Raw genomic sequence first — 16,835 nt, 5'->3', positions numbered from 1 at the left:
TATAAAGGTTCTTCTTGCAGTATGAATAGAAATACGCTCATAAAATTTCTTGATAAATGACTTTTGTATAACACCTTTGGTTCTGGTATATTCAACCTCTCTAGTGAATCCTGCACTCTTCAAGACTTGCTTTATATAATCATTATGTTTTTGATTAGATATTAAAGGCAAATTAAAATTGTATTTTAAAAGTATGGCATTTGAAATATTTGTTAAAGGTATTTCTCTTACTGGTTTTGAAGAATCTTTTTCCTCTTTTAAAAAAACATAATAGTCTTTTACAGTTCGTCTATTTACTTTTTTTAGCTCTCCAAAGCGCATACCTGTTAAGCATTGAAATATAAAGACGTCTTTCACTTTTTCTAGTTTTTGATTTTCACATTTATGTCTGAATAAGGTTTTGATATCTTCTAGTGAAAGTGCTTCTTCACGGGTTAAAACTCTTGAGGGTTTTTTAAATTTTATAAATGTATTATTAAATGTATATTCATTTTTCAAAGCCCAAAACATAAAAGCCTTGAATAATCCCAAATTTCTATTAAAGGTGTTAGTGTAATGGTTCTTGTATTCATAACAGAAATCAGTGAATTCCTTATAAAAGATTTTATTTACTTTACTGAAAGTCAATTTATAATCGTAAACCTTTTCAAATTCTTGAAGTAAGTTTTTAATGTTCTTGTAGCGTTTAATTGTTGACGTCTTCCATTCTTTTAACTTTATTTTTTCCTCTACAAAGTTGTCATAAACTTGAAAGAATGTTTCTTTCTTTGAAACAATTCCAAAAACTTGGTTAAAGTGTTGTTTCAATAAATGACTGGTAAATTCTATTTTCCCAAGATTGCATCTAGATTGAAAGACATAATATTCGTCTACAAATTGATTCAAAATAGCTCTAATTTGTCTTTGGTTTATGGCTATATTTTTACCTTTATTTTTAGGTTGATTATTCTTAAAATCCCAATGTAAAGGTAAAATAGATAGTCTTGTTGAGTAAACAAATTGTTTTTGTTCATCTTTAAAGTAGCAAGAGAATAGAATTAAAGTTTCTTTTTCTCCCTTAGGTTTTCTTAAAAAAAAAGTATGTTTCATAATTTTCAAAATTTATCAGTTTCACTATGCGTTGATAATCGCGTTGATAATTTTTTTATAGTTTATTAATGAATAATGTTATAATAAAACATAAAAAAATCATTCAATTAACTGTTAATAAGTAACTTATAAAAATTTATTGATAAATAAAATTATACTAAAGGATAGCCTCCGTCTCCACTTTTATGCATTAAACATTTGATAGCAGTTTATTTAATGATATCTTTGTAAAGACATAGCGAGAATTCCATTCTTTAAAGTCATAAGGTATTCAGTTTTAATTTTTAGTATCAGGTCTTCTACAAGATACATTTTTCTAAAAGAGATTCTTACTGTTTTAATTTTTATAGTCTTTTAGTAACATAAGAGAGTATATGCCCTAATTTTTTTATAACAACGACAGGTTAAATAGGTGTGTTGTTAGGAAGCATTGCTTGTAATTTGATAATAAACATAAAAAAGATAAATGATAAAAATAATAGTAAAAGAAGGCGAAAATATAGACAGAGCGCTTAAACGATACAAACGTAAGTTTAAGAATATTAAAGTACTTCAAGAATTAAGAGAAAGAAAGCAATACACTAAAAAATCAGTTATTAAAAGAAAACAAATGCAAAAAGCACAATATAAGGAGCAGTTTTTGCGCGATGAAGAATAATTTTTTTAGTTACGATTATAGTGCTGGAGGTTTATAAGATAAATATATATTGTCAAAATATTTCTAGAATAACTTTTCCTAAAAAATACATATATTGCAGAAGTGCTTAAGTTATAAGCACTGTTTCAATACTAATGTATGGCTAAAAAAGTAATCAAAGATATTTTAGATGATGCGCTCGATAGTTCTATAGAGCAAATATCTGCTCAAGATGCTACTTTTTTATATGCTGAATCTCCTACCAGCCATATGCATATTGGTTCATTAACTATTGTTGAAGGATCGATAAATTTCGAAGACTTTAAAGCTATTCTTGCTTCTAAACTTCATCTAATGCCCAAGTTTAGAAAGCGTCTGGTTAATGTACCACTTAATTTAGACTATCCGTATTGGGTAGATGATCCTAATTTTGATATAGACCTTCATTTAGACAGGCTTAAATTACCAGACGCTCCCAATTGGAAAACTTTAAGAGATACGACAGCCTCAATAATTAGTAGTTCATTAGACTTACGTAAACCCTTATGGTCTATTAGTTTTATAGAAGGGTTAGATGAGATTTCTCAAATACCGAAAGGATCAGTCGCTATTGTTACTAAAATACACCACGTGATGATCGATGGTGCCTCTGGTGTTGGCTTGATGGGAATGCTTTTCGATCGAGAAAAAGAAGATAGAAGAAAAACGATTCCACAACCAAAGCCTTATGAACCAGATCCGTTACCAGACGACTTAAGTTTATTACTAAAGAGCTCTTCGAAATTCATAAAAGATCCTCTAAAAGCACCAATGACTATCGGTGACACTGCCTTATCGCTACTAAAGAGTCAAGCGAAGAAAAAATTAAGAGGTAAAAAAACATTTAATAAAAGATCTTTTTCGGTTCCAAGAACCATTTTTAATAAAAATGTATCTCCAAAAAGAACATGGGGAACGGCGATTCTTTCCTTTAATAGAATCAATACCCTACGAAAGATTATGGGGGTAAGTATTAACGACCTTATCTTAGCTATATGTGCAGGAGCGCTGAGAAAATATTTGATTGAGCGAGATAAATTGCCATCACAATCGTTAGTTGCCAATGTGCCTATTTCTATTCGTGTAGAAGGAGAACAAAACAAAACGGGGAATAAAATTTCTAATATGCTCATACCTATTGCTACGCATATTAGCGACCCAATAGAACGGTTAGAATACATTCAAGAGCAAACAGAAATAGGTAAAAATCGCCACAAAGCAGTTGGAGCGAAAAGCTTAATGCAGATGGCAGAAAGTGTTCCTTTCGGATTAGCAAATCTGGCTGCAGGCTTATATAGCCGATACGATATTAAAGAATTGGTTCGTCCTCCTTTTAATGTTACAATCACCAATGTTCCAGGACCCAGTGGTATGCTGTACTTACGCGGGCACAAAATTGTATCCACTTTTGGTTTAACGCCTGTTTTAGACGGATTTGGTCTTATTATTGCAGCTTTTAGTTATAACGGTCAGGTAACAATTACGACTACCTCAGACGCCTATACAATGCCAGATGCCGATAAGTTTTCGCGTTATATTAGAGAAGCTGCTAATGAACTAGAAGAGATCATCAAAAAAAGAGGAAAGAAAAAAGAAGAAGAGAAAAATGTAAAAATTGAAAGTACGATTTTCTTTAACGGATTACGAAACTATTTAAAAGCCAATCCAAAAGTTGCGAATCGATATACAGAAGCCCTAGGTTTTAAAGTTTTATTAAAAAATGATGAACAAGCGACATGGCAATTAAAAAATGGAATATTAAAAAAGCAAAAGCTTTCTAAGCCCAAAGCAATATTAAAGATACGAGATGAAGTATTAGTAGCGTTATATAATAAAGAATTACTGTTCGAAGAACTCAAAATACAAGGAAGAATACTAGTTGAAGGTACAGTTACCCACCAAAAAAAATTAATAAGGTTACTGTCAGATTTTTTGAAAAATGATTAATGAATTATAATACGAATACGTTTATTGCCAATGATGGTGAAGAGATATTTTACTATCACTATAGTACCAGAAATCCAAAAGCTGTAGTACAAATAGCACATGGTGTTGGTGAACATGCAGGCAGGTATCAACCGATAGCTTCATTATTACAAGAGCAAGGGTATGAGGTTTATGCACATGATCATAGAATACACGGCAACTCAGTTAAATCGAAAGATTTATTAGGTTTCTATGAAGGAGCAGATTATTTTAATGATGCTGTTGAAGATATGCGTCAATTGACGAATATCATCAAAAAAGAACATCCTCAGCAAAAAATTATTTTATTTGGGCATAGTATGGGTTCTTTATTAAGCCGAGAGTATGTTACACGATATGGTAATGATTTACATGCCTTAGCTCTATCGGGTACTGCGAGCTTTATGAAAGGATTAGGCAATGTAGGTTTAATAGGTGCAAATATTACCAAATTTTTGAGAGGAAGACAACGTAGTAGTGCGACTTTAAAATCTTTATTTTTTACAGAATTCAATAAAAAATTTAAACCTAATAGAACCAAAGTAGATTGGATAAGTCGTGATGAAAAACAAGTAGATTTATTCGAAGCCGATCCATTACGAGTTGAAGATTTTTCTACGAGTGTTTTTATTGATATTTTAAAAGGAAGCAAAAAAATTAATCAAAAATCTACATTTAAAGCAACACCCAAAAATTTACCGATTTATATTTTTTCTGGAGATAAAGATCCAGTAGGAGAAATGGGTAAAGGCATAAAAAAAGTAGCAAAACAATATGAGAAAGCAGGAATTAATGACCTGACACTTAAAATCTATGAAGGAGGAAGACACGAAATGCTTAATGAAATTAATAAAGAAGAAGTAGAAAGAGATTTTATTAATTGGCTTAATGAACGAATTGAGTCGAAGAACTAATTATGGAAAACAACAAAACCCTTTATAAGTCATTTGCCAAATTAGCCATACATACTGCGATGAAAAGTGGTGTAGAACTAGAAGACGCTAAACAATTTATGTATAGTAGTTTTAAACATCATCCGTATGGTAAAGAAATAAAGAAGCATGCTTCAAAGGTTGATTATGACAAGCATCAAGAATTAGAACCTCTACTCGCCAACAGTATTGTAGTATGTGAAGATTTTGGTCCCGACAGAGATTACTTAGCCTTAGTACTTATTTTAGAAAGGCTTATATCTCCTAACATGCGCACCAGAAAGGTAAAAGAAGATAAATTATTAATAGTTGATTTTATAGTTAAAAGGTTTAGATCAGAAATTGAACGAATTAATAAAAAGATAGATGCGCCACCAGTATATAATGCATTGTTAGAGACGAGAGCCTTAGTAGAATGGTCAACTATTTTTTACATATATCCTTTTATTCCTAAACGAAAAAAAGGGAAAGGGAAGCCTGTTCTAATAATGCCTCCATATTTAGGAAATGATTTTTCAACACGTTTTGTAAGACGATATTTAAAGTCATTAGGTTTTAAAACCTATAAATGGGATTTAGGGGTGAATATGATAAATTCCAAATATATTCCAAAGCTCGTTGAGAGACTCGATGAAATCTATGAAAAACATCAAGAAAAAGTAAGTCTTGTTGGTTGGAGTGGCGGAGGTATGCTTGCTAAAATAATCGCGAATAGACATCCTGATAAAGTAGCACAACTTATTACGATTGGTTCACCAGTTTGGGGTATAAAAAACATGAATACGCCATTAGTTAGAATGCTAGAGTTCCTTCGAGGGAAAACACTTAGAGAACGCAATGAAAAATTTCTTCATGAATTAGAAAAGATACCCAATGTGCCTATTACGTGTATTTATACAAAAACTGACGGTTTATTACCCTGGAAACATTGTTTAGAGGCAGAGACTTTGCGAGGGGATATTAAAAATATAGAAGTATTTGGCAGTCATATAGGTATGGGAGCTAACGCGTCGATATTATTTACCGTTGCACACGCTTTAGGCGAGAATTTACATTTAGAGCCTTTTGAAAGCCGTTTTGTTCATAAAGTTGAAGAGTTATTTTTTCCTAAGTTTTGGGAACGTAAAAAAATGGATATCGTCAAAGATTTATTATTCTTAAAATAAATCTTATTACAATCGATTATATATACTTATTTCATTTGCGTAAATTAGTGTCTTAAATTAAAGACAAGTGCAGAAAGTCATTGACCAATCTCAGTTTCAAGAAGAGCTGAAGAAGATAGCTAAAGCGCAAAAACGAACGTTAGAAGATGTTCAGAAAGAAGCTGAAGCGTGTATAGCAGAAATGTATGCTAAACAAGACCCTATTGCAAATATTGCAACTATGAAGGGTTTTGAGTTAATGATGTCTAAAGCTTATGAAGATAAAATAGACGTTGATCCTCAAGAGATGAAACGTTTAATGAAGCTCATGCGCAAAAACTCGGTAGCCTTCATTCTTACCCATAAAACCTATTTAGATACTGTTGTTCTCATCAATACCTTGGCGAGCTATGGTATGCCAATTCCATATTTTTTTGGAGGCATCAATTTGGCGATGCCCGTTGTAAAGCAGTTGGGTAAAAATTCGGGACTTATTTTTTTACGTAGAAGTTTTAAAGATGATGAGGTATATAAAGCTTCCTTACGCCATTATATTTCTTATTTAATTGAAAAAGGAGATCACTTAACGTGGAATATTGAAGGAACACGTTCACGAACAGGTAAGATTGTATATCCTAAAATGGGAATATTAAAGTACATTATGGAAGGTGAGCAAGAGAGCTCACGAGCTATAAAATATGTACCCGTCTCTATTGTATATGATCTCATTCCTGATGTGAAAGAAATGACTGAAGAAGGAAGAAAGAATAGTGGAAAGCGATCTGAAAATTTAGGAGTTTTTGCCAATTACATCAAGAAATTAGGACATCAATATGGTCGGGCTGCCATTCGTTTTGGTGATCCCGTTGATGTAACAGCGCATAGAAATGCAATCATACCCGATGATGAAGAGCATAGTTACGATGATAAAAATACCTTACCTAGATTTGCTTTCGAATTAATTCATAAAGCAAATACAATAACGCCAGTAACCACCGTATCATTAGTCTGTAATGTATTGCTTAACAATTTTGCGTTGACCAAAAAAGAAATTGAAGCCAATGTCATCAAATTGATGAAGTATATTGAAAAACGAAAAGAAGATGTGTTGCTAGATCGGGGTAATGCTATCGGAGTTACAGTTCAAAAAGCCTTAAACTTATTACTCAGTTCTCATATTATTCAAAAGAGTAAAGCTGGGCGAAAAACACAGTATAGTTTAGCAGCAAGCGAATACCTTTCAGCTACGTATTATGCAAATATGGCGTCGGGTCATTTATACCACCGTGCTTTTATTGAGTTAGCGTTGGTTAAAATTAAAGATGACATTTCACCAGATAGAATTATCCATTTCTGGGAAGAAATCATGCGTTTACGAAATCTATTCAAATTCGAATTTTTCTATACAAATAAACCTCAATTTAGTAGTGAAATAGAAGAAGAATTAGTGTTGTTTGATAAAGATTGGCGTACCATTATTGCAAATCCTGAAGGAGATATTTACGATTTGTTAAAAAGACAAGAATTGTATGTTTCTAAAGGAATGTTACTCATTTATTTAGAAGCAAACAAAGTTGTATGCCATACCTTAAATTCATGGGATTTAGATGACGATTTTATAGATTCAGAATTCATAGACCTATGTCTTTTTAAAGGAAAAGAATTACATTGGCAATCGCGCATTACCCGATTAGATAGTGTATCGAAACCTTTTTTAATAAGTGCCTTACGATGGGCTAAAAATAGCAAACTTACACCTATTAATGGCAATCTTGATTACAACCGATTAGATGCTTGGATGGAAGAACTTGATGAAATGACAGGTCGATTTAATGTCTTACAGAAGCTTGAGTTGAACGCTACTAAAGAAACAGTGGCTATCAAGCATAAAGAAGAACAAAAAGAAACAGTACCAGGTAAAGATTTAGAAACCATTTCTGAGAGAATTTCGCGGCAAGAAGACGGCGCTCATGTAGCTGCATTTTTTGATTTAGACAGAACACTCATTAAAGATTTTAGTGCTAAAAGATTTGTGAAATCTCGATTGTTTAGTGGTAAGGCTACATCAAAAGAACTTTTATTTCAATTAGCTACGGTATTACTTTATTCTTCAGGAAATCGAGACTTTGAGATTTTAACGAAAGTCTCTGCACTTGGTGTAAAAGGTATTAAAGAAAAAGATTTTAAAGCACTCGGGAAGGCGGTTTTTGAAGATTATTTAGCAGAAACAATTTATCCAGAAGCTCGAAAGTTAATTTTAGCTCATTTAGAGAAGGGTCATAGTGTTGTAATTGTTTCTGCAGCGACTGTGTATCAAATTCAACCATTTGCAGATGAACTCGGTGTTAAAGATATCTTCTGTACAGAAATGGAAGTGAAAAAAGGTCGTTTTACAGGACAAATTGCAGAAATGTGTTGGGGTGAAGGGAAAGCTAGAGCAGGAAAGAAGTTCGCCAAAACTCATGACATTGACCTTTCTAAGAGTTTCTTTTATACAGACAGCTTCGATGATTATCCGTTATTAGAAATTGTAGGCAATCCCATTGCTACAAACCCAGATAATCGTCTATCACAAGTTGCCTTTGAAAACGGTTGGTCTATTTTACGTTTTGATGAAATGGATGACCAACCTATTGTCAATACCTTTAGAACAGGATTGGCAGCAGCTAGCATATATCCTTCAGTTGTAAAAGGATTAGTACGGGGCGCGATGACAATGTCTCGACAAGAAGCTGTGAATGCCACAGTGGCTAGTATTGGTGATTTAGGAACCAAATTCGCAGGATTAGATATTGCGGTAAAAGGAAAACAAAATTTAGTCGATTATAGACCTGCTGTTTTTTGTTTTAACCATCAAAGCTCAGCTGACTTTTTTATCCTTTCAAAATTATTGAGAAGAAATGTTACCGGTGTCGCAAAAAAAGAACTAGAAATGAGTCCGATGGGACCCTTATTTAAAGCTTTTGGTGCCATTTTTATTGATAGATCTAATAAAGAAAAAGCAATAAAGTCGCTAAATCATGCTGCTGAAGTGTTGAAAGGAGGAATGTCTGTTGCTATTGCTCCAGAAGGCACTAGAAGTGGTAGTAAAGAATTAGGCTCATTTAAAAAAGGAGCTTTTCATCTTGCTATGAAGGCAGGAGTACCTATTATTCCTATAGTAATTAAAAATGCATATCTGGCCTTGCCAAAAGGTAGTTCTGTATTTAAACCTACCCATATAGAAGTAGTGGTTTTAGATCCAGTAGATACTTCTGAATGGAAACCAAAATATATAGAAAAGTATGTAGAAGAGGTACGTAATTTATTTGTGAAAGAACTAGAAAACTAACTAAAATAAAATCAAATGAAACTTAAAGTTGGAATACTTGGCGGAGGTTCTTGGGGTACAACAGTAGCATCTATCGTAGCTAAAAATGCAGAAGCGACTATTTGGGCTCGAAACCAAAATACTGTTGATGAGATTAACGAACAGCATATCAATAGTAAATATTTACCAAATGCTAAATTAACAAGATCTTTAAAAGCTTCGAATTCTATAGAAGAAACTGTCAAAAATGCAGATTTGGTAATTATGGGAATACCCTCACAAAGTTTTAGAAAGGTTTTGTTAGAAGCCAAGGCACATATACGACCATGGATACCTATTGTAAGTTTGGCAAAAGGCTTGGAGATAGGTACAAAGAAAAGAATGACAGAAATTATTGAAGAAGAATTACCAGGGCATCCAGCAGGAGTACTTACAGGACCAAATCTCGCAAAAGAAATACACTTTGGTAAAGCTGCAGCTGCAGTTATTGCCATGGTAGATGATACGATTGCGAAAAGATTGCAACCTATCTTTAGCTCAGGCTTGTTTAGAGTATATACCAATGAAGATGTAATTGGTTGTGAGCTTGGAGGAGCACTTAAAAATATTATGGCAATTGCATCTGGTATGGGAGATGGCGCAAATGCAGGAGACAATACGAGAGCCGCAGTAATCACACGAGGATTGTCTGAATTAACAAGATTGGGAGTCGCGATGGGTGGAAAACGCCGAACTTTTTCTGGCCTCGCGGGAATGGGAGATTTAGTTGCCACTTGCTCAAGTGCTAAAAGTAGAAATCATCATGTAGGTTTTCAATTAGGACAAGGGAAAAGCTTAGAGCAGATCATCGAAGAAATGAACGAAGTGGCTGAAGGTGTAAAAACAGCAAAAGTTGTGATGGAGTTAGCAAAAGATTATGATGTTGAAATGCCAATTTCAACGGAAGTATATAAAGTATTATACGAAGGCAGTACGGTAAATGATGCCTTTAGAGGTCTATTAAAAATTGAAGTAGGTTCAGAAAAAGAACCAGGATAATTAAGTAATCATGGCTAAAAAAGCAGAGCAAACAGCATCATTTATGGTACGTTTTAACCAACGTATTTTTGAAGAGGATGGCGAATCTAAAGTACAATGGCGCGGTAGAATTTCGCATGTACAAGATGGTGAGGAAAAACGATTTTCAGACTTTAATGATGCATTGAAGTTTATGCAACATAAACTTTCTGAACTAACCAACGAAGCAACCAAAGATCAATCTTCTGAAGAACGTGATACGATTCTTCGAAAGAGTTTGTCTATGTGGAAGACGATGAAAGCCGTCGCTCCACAAATGATTATGGAAACTTTAAAAGATCCGAAAAAGCAGATTTCAAATATTCAAGATCAATTACAAGATCAAATAAGCACTATTGGCGAAGAAATTAGTGAAAAAGTGCAAATAGATCAATGGCGCAATGCTTCGAGATCAGATTTTAAAAAAGTGCAAGACTCCTTAAGTCAACTTGCAAGAGAAGTAAAAAAACTCAATAGTAAAGTTGATGCTTTAAGTAAAAAATAATTTATAATGTCACTTTCTCCCGAATTACAGGAATTGAAAGACTTCTATGATAATGCCGAAGTTCGTATTCAAACGTTAGGGCAATTCAATGTATGGAGAGATGGAGAAAAAATAGAAGGTAAGCAATGGGGTAGAGATAAGACACTACAACTGCTTCAATATCTTATTTCAAATCGTCAGCGTCATGCACTGCATAAAGAAAAGATTATGGATCACCTTTGGGAAGATGGTGATGATCGTGATTTTAAAGTAGCTTTACATGGTGTTAATAAAGCTTTAGAACCCAATAGACCCCCTAGAACAGCACCAAAGTATTTAATACGGCAAGGATTGAGTTATCAATTAGACCTCGATCGGGTTTGGATAGATGTAGAAGTGCTAGAGAGATTTGTAATAATCGGTAATGAATTTTATGGCTCAGACAATCAAGTTGCTAAAGAGGCTTACAAACAAGCTATAAGTTTATATAAAGGTATGTATTTACCAAATCGTATTTATGAAGATTGGTCTTCAGAAGAACGTGAGAAAATACAACTGCTTGTATTAGGAGCTTATATTACGTTAGCGGAAATCATTTTAGACGAAAACCCTTTAGAAAGTAGTCGCCTGGCACAAAATGCATTAGCAATTGACCCTACTTGGGAAGATGCGTATAGAATACAAATGCAAGCGTATATTGCAAAAGGAAATCGCCCTCAAGCGATAAAGACCTATCAAAAATGTGTAAATATTCTTGAGGAAGAGTATGGTATTGATCCGCTTCCAGAAACTAAAAAACTCATTAGAGAAATCGAAGAGATTCGTTGACTTGTCATTCCTGCGCAGGCAGGAATCTTATTAATAAAACTTCTCGATGTATTACTCCCTTAAAGTCTTATTTTAAATGACTCTAAAAATTACTTTGCAACTCATTTGCAACTCGCCTATAGTATGTTTGCCCCAGATTTAGAGTTTAAAATAAATTTAACAATATAAAATACGATTTAAAATGGCAACAAAAGCTAAAAACACAGTAAAAAATAGAGTTTACAAAACTGTAGATACAGTAAAAGAAGTAGCTACTAAAACTAATGATTTCGCTTTAAAAACTACTGAAGAGGTAGTTACAGAAATGATCACTGTAGCTGGTAAATGGCAAAATGTTACTGCAAAAGCTATTAAAGGTGGTTTAAAAGTAGCAGACGCACAACAAAACATGGTTTTTGACTCATTAGAAACTGCTAAAGGCCAGATCTTAAATGGTGTAAAAAGATCTAAGTTATTATTTAGCAAAAACTAGTTTTCATAAGTATTAATTAGGTGGATTAGAAAAGGTCAAGATTTTACATGAAATCTTGGCCTTTTTGTTTTTTAAAATGTTGATTTACAATTTGTAACTCATTTGTAACTAGGCCTACTTATCTTTGCCCCATAATTATTTGAATAACACATAAACAATATAAAAATGACAGCTAAAAAAAGTAAAAAATCGAACAAATTAGAGAATGCTAAGAAGATCGTTAAGAAGATAAACAACGATTTGATTGATGCTTCTTTCAATGCTATTGAAACTACAGTTAAGACTGGTGAGAAATGGCAAAAATTAACTTCTAAGTTGATCAAAAAGGCAGAGCCTTTATCAAAGAATCAGATCAATATGGTAGTTGAAACTGCAGAGACTATTAAAGGTCAATTAGAGCAGAGTACAGACCGTTTAAAAAATTTAGTAGGGTATGATCCTAAAATGATCGAGCAAGCTAAGAGAATGGTAACGGGTCACCCGATAGCACAAAAAGCAGAAGAAACTGCTGACAAAATTAAAAAAGAGGTTTCTAAAAATCCTTTAGTTAAGAAAGCTGAGAAAATGGCAAACAAGCTAAAAAAGGAATTAAACGAAACGATCGAAGATGTAAAAGACAAGGTAGAAGATGTAGCTGAAGATGTAAAAGAGAGCATAGAGGATGTTGTTGAAGACGTTCAAGAAAAAGTTGGTAAGATGGTAAAACCAGAAACCAAAAAAGCTCCCGCTAAGAAAAAAGCTACTCCTAAGAAGACAGTTACAAAAAAACCAGTAGCAAAGAAAGTAGTAAAAAAAGCTATAGTAAAGAATGATCTAAAAGAGATTAAGGGAATAGGTCCTAAAATGGAAACTACTTTAAACGCTGCGGGTATTACTTCATTCGCTGATGTAGCGAAGGCTTCAGTAAAGAAGTTAGAAAAAGCTATTGAAGATGGTGATATGAACCCTGCGATGTATCAAGCAGCTGCTTGGAAAGCTCAGGCACAAGAAATAGTTAAAAAATAAGGTGTTATTTAACTGTAAAAGAATAGAACATGAGTACTAAGAAAACAAAAAAAGTATCGGTTGCAACAAGAGTTAACAATGCTTTCGATACAACAAAAGAACTAGTAAAAAATTCAAATGAGTTTGCTTTGGCCACAACTGAAGGTTTCGTGAATGAATCTTTACAAGTTGCTGAACAATGGCAAAAAGTTGCTAAAAAAGCATTGAATGGTGGATTTAAATTAGCTTCTAATCAACAAGATTTAGTATTTGAAGCGCTAGAAGCTGTGAAAGGTCAATATTTCTATGGGAAGAAAAAGGTTGTAAAACTTTTCTCTTAATTTTCATAGATTTTTGAGTTAGTTAGTTGAAAGCCGGGCAGGAGTGCTCGGCTTTTTTTTTTATATTTAACTAATTTAAACTTTTTAATCATGAATTTCTTTTTAAAACGAACAAAATCAATTGTAATAATTTTATTTTCTTCTTTACTTCTCTTCACATCATGTAATCAAAATGAAAGTTCTGATATTATCTTAGACGAACAAATATCAATGGAAAAGGTAGTTGAAAAACATATTTTATTAGGAAAGGAATTATTCGCTTTAATTCAAGGTGAGAATAATATAAGTAAAGAGGTTATTATAAATTCACCGACTTATTTTGAAAACAACAGACAGTTATTAGACTTATTGAAATCAGCAAGGGTTGAAAATGCAGAAAAAATAACAGAGTTAATTTTAGAAATGAATGACAATATAGCTTCATACATAAAATCTATACCTTATGAAGAAATGAATCGGAACATAATTGTTAGTGAGATCACACATGAAATAAATTATCAATTGGATAAAGAAGAATCATTAAAAAATTTCTCGGGCCCTTGTCAAGACCAACTTAATCGAGATGAGAAAAAATGCACAACATCATTCTTAGTTTCGGCTGGAGGCGTGATAGCTTCAGGATTTATTTCATTTGGCGTAGGTACGATTATTGGAGGAGGGGTAGCATCTTTGAATTATATAAGATGTGGGTTTACAGCATCATTGGCTTATGAAGAATGTTTGGAGAATGAAAGGAATAATGATGAACCTTAGAATAAAAGAGAAAAAATACTTTTTTTTATTTTTATTCTTAGTTCTACTAATGCAATTTTTACATTCTTTGAGCATAAAAGATATATATTTATATCTTCAAATATTATTTTTAATTATTGCTTTATTTATAGGGATTTTAATGGTTAGAGATAATTTTAAGAATAAACCTGAATGATAGATTAAATCTCGGCTTTTTTTTAGTGTGGTAAAAAAACTACCCCACTACAAGAATCTCGTTGGGCACCTGTCACCGACCTTACTACATTTATTTTATTTTCTATTCTTAAAACACCCATAAAGGCAAAAATAAGCGCTTCTTTAAACTCAATGAGTTCTTTTGAAGGTATAACGACTTCTATGATTTCTGGTAATTTCGAACATAAAACCTCTATAAAGAAAGTATTTAAAGCACCGCCACCAGTTACGAGCACCTTAGCTTTTGTTATAGTTTTTTCTTGTTGAATGGTTTTGGCTATTTGCACACAATTGTGATGAATTGCAGTATGTAATAGATTCTCTAGGGTATCTTGATGTTTTTCTATAATAGGAATGACTTTTTCAGAAAACCACTCATACCCCGTTGATTTAGGATATGGTAATTTATAGTACTCAAGATTATTTAGATCTTCTAACAGTGCTTCATTAACCTTTCCGGTACGTGCTAATGCACCATCTTTGTCAAACGCTAAATCTTGCTTTTGAGTTATGTAGTTTAAAATCATATTCGCCAACCCGATATCATAAGCAATACGTTTATGTTCTTTTTCAAAAGAAATATTACTAATTCCACCAAGGTTAAGGCAAAAGTCATATTCACCAAATAAAAATTGATCTCCTATAGGAACTAACGGAGCTCCTTGTCCGCCCAATGCAACATCATTAGTTCGAAAATCGCATACTACTTTATGCTTTGAAATATTGGCGATGTGTTGACCTGAACCAATTTGATAGGTAAAACCTTGTTCTGGTTGATGATGAATGGTATGCCCATGACTGGCAATAAAATCTACTTGTAGATTATGCTCTGAAATAAAATCGCGAACCTGTTCGCCTAACCAAATACCATAATCATTATTGAGTCTCAATAGATCTATAGCTGACAAATTAATTGCCTTAGATAGCTTCGAAGTCATTTTCTTATGATAAGAAATACTTTTAGTCTGCTCAATATTGTAATGCCAATACGCATCTTTTTTCCATATAGTACAATACACCATATCTAGCCCATCGAGAGAAGTACCAGACATTAAACCAATAACTTTGTAGTAACTCATTTAGGCTAATTTAAATAAAAATCGAGCTTCTAATTTAAATATAGATGAAACATTTTAATTTTCAATACGTTAACAGGAAGTAAAATGTTAATAAATATCGTATCTTAGTCATACTAATTAATAAAAATGAGCGTTTTGACTAAAAAATAAACGAGATTATGAGAAAAACATTACTATTACTTTTTATACTTCCATTGCTAGGAGTTTCTCAAACTGAACCAGATACTGTTGCGAATAGTGAACAGGCTGAAAAGATAAAAGAAGTCGCTGCGCTAACTAATAAAAAAGAAGATAGTTCGCCTAAGTGTGTTGCTGGAGATTGTGAAAATGGTAAAGGAGATATGCAATTTAAAAGTGGTGTATATTCTGGAGCCTGGAAAGACGGCTTACGTAACGGTCAAGGAACGTTTACATGGAATAATGGCGATGTTTACACAGGAAATTGGGTTGAAGATAAACGTCATGGGTATGGAGAATACAATTGGCACGATGGCTCTCGCTATAAAGGAAACTATAGCCATGGAGTAAGAAGCGGATATGGAATTTACTATTATGCTAACGGAAGTATTTATGAAGGCACTTGGCAAAATAACCTTAAGCATGGTATTGCTAATTTTTACTATAAAGAGAGTGTAAATATTGGCGGAAAATACTTTAATAATGAGTATGTAAGCGGTACAGGAATCAATCAAGAATCATATAAACATAAACCTACAAACTAAAAAGAGTAAGGTTTAATTGAGTTAAACGACTAAAGTAATAAGTTGGTAAATAATCATTGTTTACCAATCTTTTTCATAGCAATTTCCCTTCTTTTTCTAAGAAGGGTTTTTTTATTTAATAGGTATTTAGAAATGCCTACTATATAAAAGAAAGGTTTTAGTAAAATAGAATTTAAATTAGTTTTAAAATCTATTTCTTCTTTATATTGAGACCAATTGTACTTTTTAGAAACGCCATAAGGATTACAGTTAGATATTATTAGATTTTTGTAGATCACCTTAATACCTTTTTTGTAAAAAAATAAGTTGAGTGCATAATCACTTAAAACTTTATATTTTAGGGAAAAATGTTTTTTTTCAAACAGACTTTTATGATAAAAAGCAGATTGATGATGTACACAATTTTTTATCCAAATTAATTTTGACCATTTAGATGTAAAAACGATATCTTTTTTTCTATAGGAATATAGAATCTTTCCTAAGATTAATTTTTCATCATTATAAATAAGCTCAGAAAATATATTTTCTAAAGTTTTCGAATTATACAATGTGTCATCTGTTCCCAAAAAATAAAGCCATTCACCTTGTGCGAGACTAATGCCTTTATTCATGGCGTCATAAATTCCGTAATCAGATTCGATGACAAACTTAAAAGGATGTTCAAGAAGTTGTAAATATTCTTTGGTTCCATCCTGCGATTTGTTGTCAAATATCAATACTTCATAGTCTTTAAAAGTTTGATCTTGAATACTTTTAATACAACCTTCTAAATTACTTAGATTGTTGTAAGACGGAATTATTATG

The 16,835-nt window shown here is 32.6% G+C and carries 16 protein-coding genes; 13 read left to right on the top strand and 3 right to left on the bottom strand.

What is annotated here, in order from left to right:
• The coding region (locus AC1EUY_RS05450; RefSeq protein WP_480194495.1) for a tyrosine-type recombinase/integrase at positions 1-1,089 on the bottom strand (1,089 nt) is incomplete at its 3' end.
• A gap of 466 nt (positions 1,090-1,555) precedes the next feature.
• On the opposite strand from AC1EUY_RS05450, the gene rpsU reads away from it, so the two are divergent.
• From rpsU to AC1EUY_RS05390, 12 genes are all read left to right on the top strand, one after another.
• Positions 1,556-1,747, top strand: a complete 192-nt coding sequence (gene rpsU, locus AC1EUY_RS05445) for a 30S ribosomal protein S21 (protein WP_480194494.1) — start codon at positions 1,556-1,558, stop codon at positions 1,745-1,747.
• 138 nt (positions 1,748-1,885) lie between these two features.
• The gene (locus AC1EUY_RS05440) at positions 1,886-3,712 is read left to right on the top strand and encodes a WS/DGAT/MGAT family O-acyltransferase (protein ID WP_480194493.1); all 1,827 of its coding nucleotides are present in this window, start codon (positions 1,886-1,888) and stop codon (positions 3,710-3,712) included.
• Positions 3,712-4,644 carry an alpha/beta hydrolase gene (locus AC1EUY_RS05435; RefSeq protein WP_480194492.1) on the top strand — a complete coding sequence of 311 codons (933 nt, stop codon included), beginning with the start codon at positions 3,712-3,714 and terminating at the stop codon, positions 4,642-4,644. The genes AC1EUY_RS05440 and AC1EUY_RS05435 overlap by 1 nt, the downstream gene beginning before the upstream one ends.
• A 2-nt stretch (positions 4,645-4,646) precedes the next feature.
• Positions 4,647-5,828 carry a PGAP1-like alpha/beta domain-containing protein gene (locus AC1EUY_RS05430; RefSeq protein ID WP_480194491.1) on the top strand — a complete coding sequence of 394 codons (1,182 nt, stop codon included), beginning with the start codon at positions 4,647-4,649 and terminating at the stop codon, positions 5,826-5,828.
• A 67-nt stretch (positions 5,829-5,895) separates the two neighbouring features.
• Positions 5,896-9,138 (top strand): HAD-IB family hydrolase, encoded by a 3,243-nt coding sequence (locus AC1EUY_RS05425; protein WP_480194490.1) that lies wholly within the window; start codon positions 5,896-5,898, stop codon positions 9,136-9,138.
• Between the two features lie 15 nt (positions 9,139-9,153).
• Positions 9,154-10,155, top strand: coding sequence for an NAD(P)H-dependent glycerol-3-phosphate dehydrogenase (locus AC1EUY_RS05420; protein WP_480194489.1), 1,002 nt, complete (start codon positions 9,154-9,156; stop codon positions 10,153-10,155).
• Between the two features lie 10 nt (positions 10,156-10,165).
• Positions 10,166-10,678: a hypothetical protein gene (locus AC1EUY_RS05415; RefSeq protein WP_480194488.1), complete on the top strand. Its 513-nt coding sequence runs from the start codon at positions 10,166-10,168 to the stop codon at positions 10,676-10,678.
• A gap of 6 nt (positions 10,679-10,684) precedes the next feature.
• Positions 10,685-11,485: an AfsR/SARP family transcriptional regulator gene (locus tag AC1EUY_RS05410; protein WP_480194487.1), complete on the top strand. Its 801-nt coding sequence runs from the start codon at positions 10,685-10,687 to the stop codon at positions 11,483-11,485.
• 181 nt (positions 11,486-11,666) lie between these two features.
• Entirely contained in the window at positions 11,667-11,957 is a 291-nt protein-coding gene (locus AC1EUY_RS05405; protein WP_480194486.1) for a hypothetical protein, read from the top strand.
• Positions 11,958-12,122: 165 nt separating this feature from the next.
• A complete protein-coding gene (locus AC1EUY_RS05400) occupies positions 12,123-12,962 on the top strand; it encodes a helix-hairpin-helix domain-containing protein (RefSeq protein WP_480194485.1) in 840 nt (279 codons plus the stop codon).
• A 29-nt stretch (positions 12,963-12,991) separates the two neighbouring features.
• On the top strand, positions 12,992-13,282 hold the full coding sequence (locus AC1EUY_RS05395) for a hypothetical protein (protein ID WP_480194484.1): 291 nt from the start codon (positions 12,992-12,994) through the stop codon (positions 13,280-13,282).
• 210 nt (positions 13,283-13,492) lie between these two features.
• Positions 13,493-14,035, top strand: a complete 543-nt coding sequence (locus AC1EUY_RS05390; RefSeq protein WP_480194483.1) for a hypothetical protein — start codon at positions 13,493-13,495, stop codon at positions 14,033-14,035.
• Positions 14,036-14,232: 197 nt separating this feature from the next.
• Here AC1EUY_RS05390 and AC1EUY_RS05385 read toward each other — a convergent pair whose 3' ends face one another.
• Complete coding sequence (locus tag AC1EUY_RS05385) at positions 14,233-15,309, bottom strand: anhydro-N-acetylmuramic acid kinase (protein ID WP_480194482.1); 1,077 nt, start codon at positions 15,307-15,309, stop codon at positions 14,233-14,235.
• Between the two features lie 158 nt (positions 15,310-15,467).
• Here AC1EUY_RS05385 and AC1EUY_RS05380 point away from each other — a divergent pair, with 158 nt between their 5' ends.
• Positions 15,468-16,031 carry an MORN repeat-containing protein gene (locus AC1EUY_RS05380; RefSeq protein WP_480194481.1) on the top strand — a complete coding sequence of 188 codons (564 nt, stop codon included), beginning with the start codon at positions 15,468-15,470 and terminating at the stop codon, positions 16,029-16,031.
• A 53-nt stretch (positions 16,032-16,084) separates the two neighbouring features.
• On the opposite strand, the gene AC1EUY_RS05375 is transcribed toward AC1EUY_RS05380, so the two are convergent.
• Positions 16,085-16,828: a glycosyltransferase gene (locus AC1EUY_RS05375; protein WP_480194496.1), complete on the bottom strand. Its 744-nt coding sequence runs from the start codon at positions 16,826-16,828 to the stop codon at positions 16,085-16,087.
• Positions 16,829-16,835 lie beyond the last annotated feature (7 nt).

The organism is Maritimimonas sp. 2210JD6-3 (genome assembly GCF_056591795.1).
Note: the sequence above shows the minus strand (reverse complement) of the source record. Positions and strands in the feature narration are given on the sequence as shown.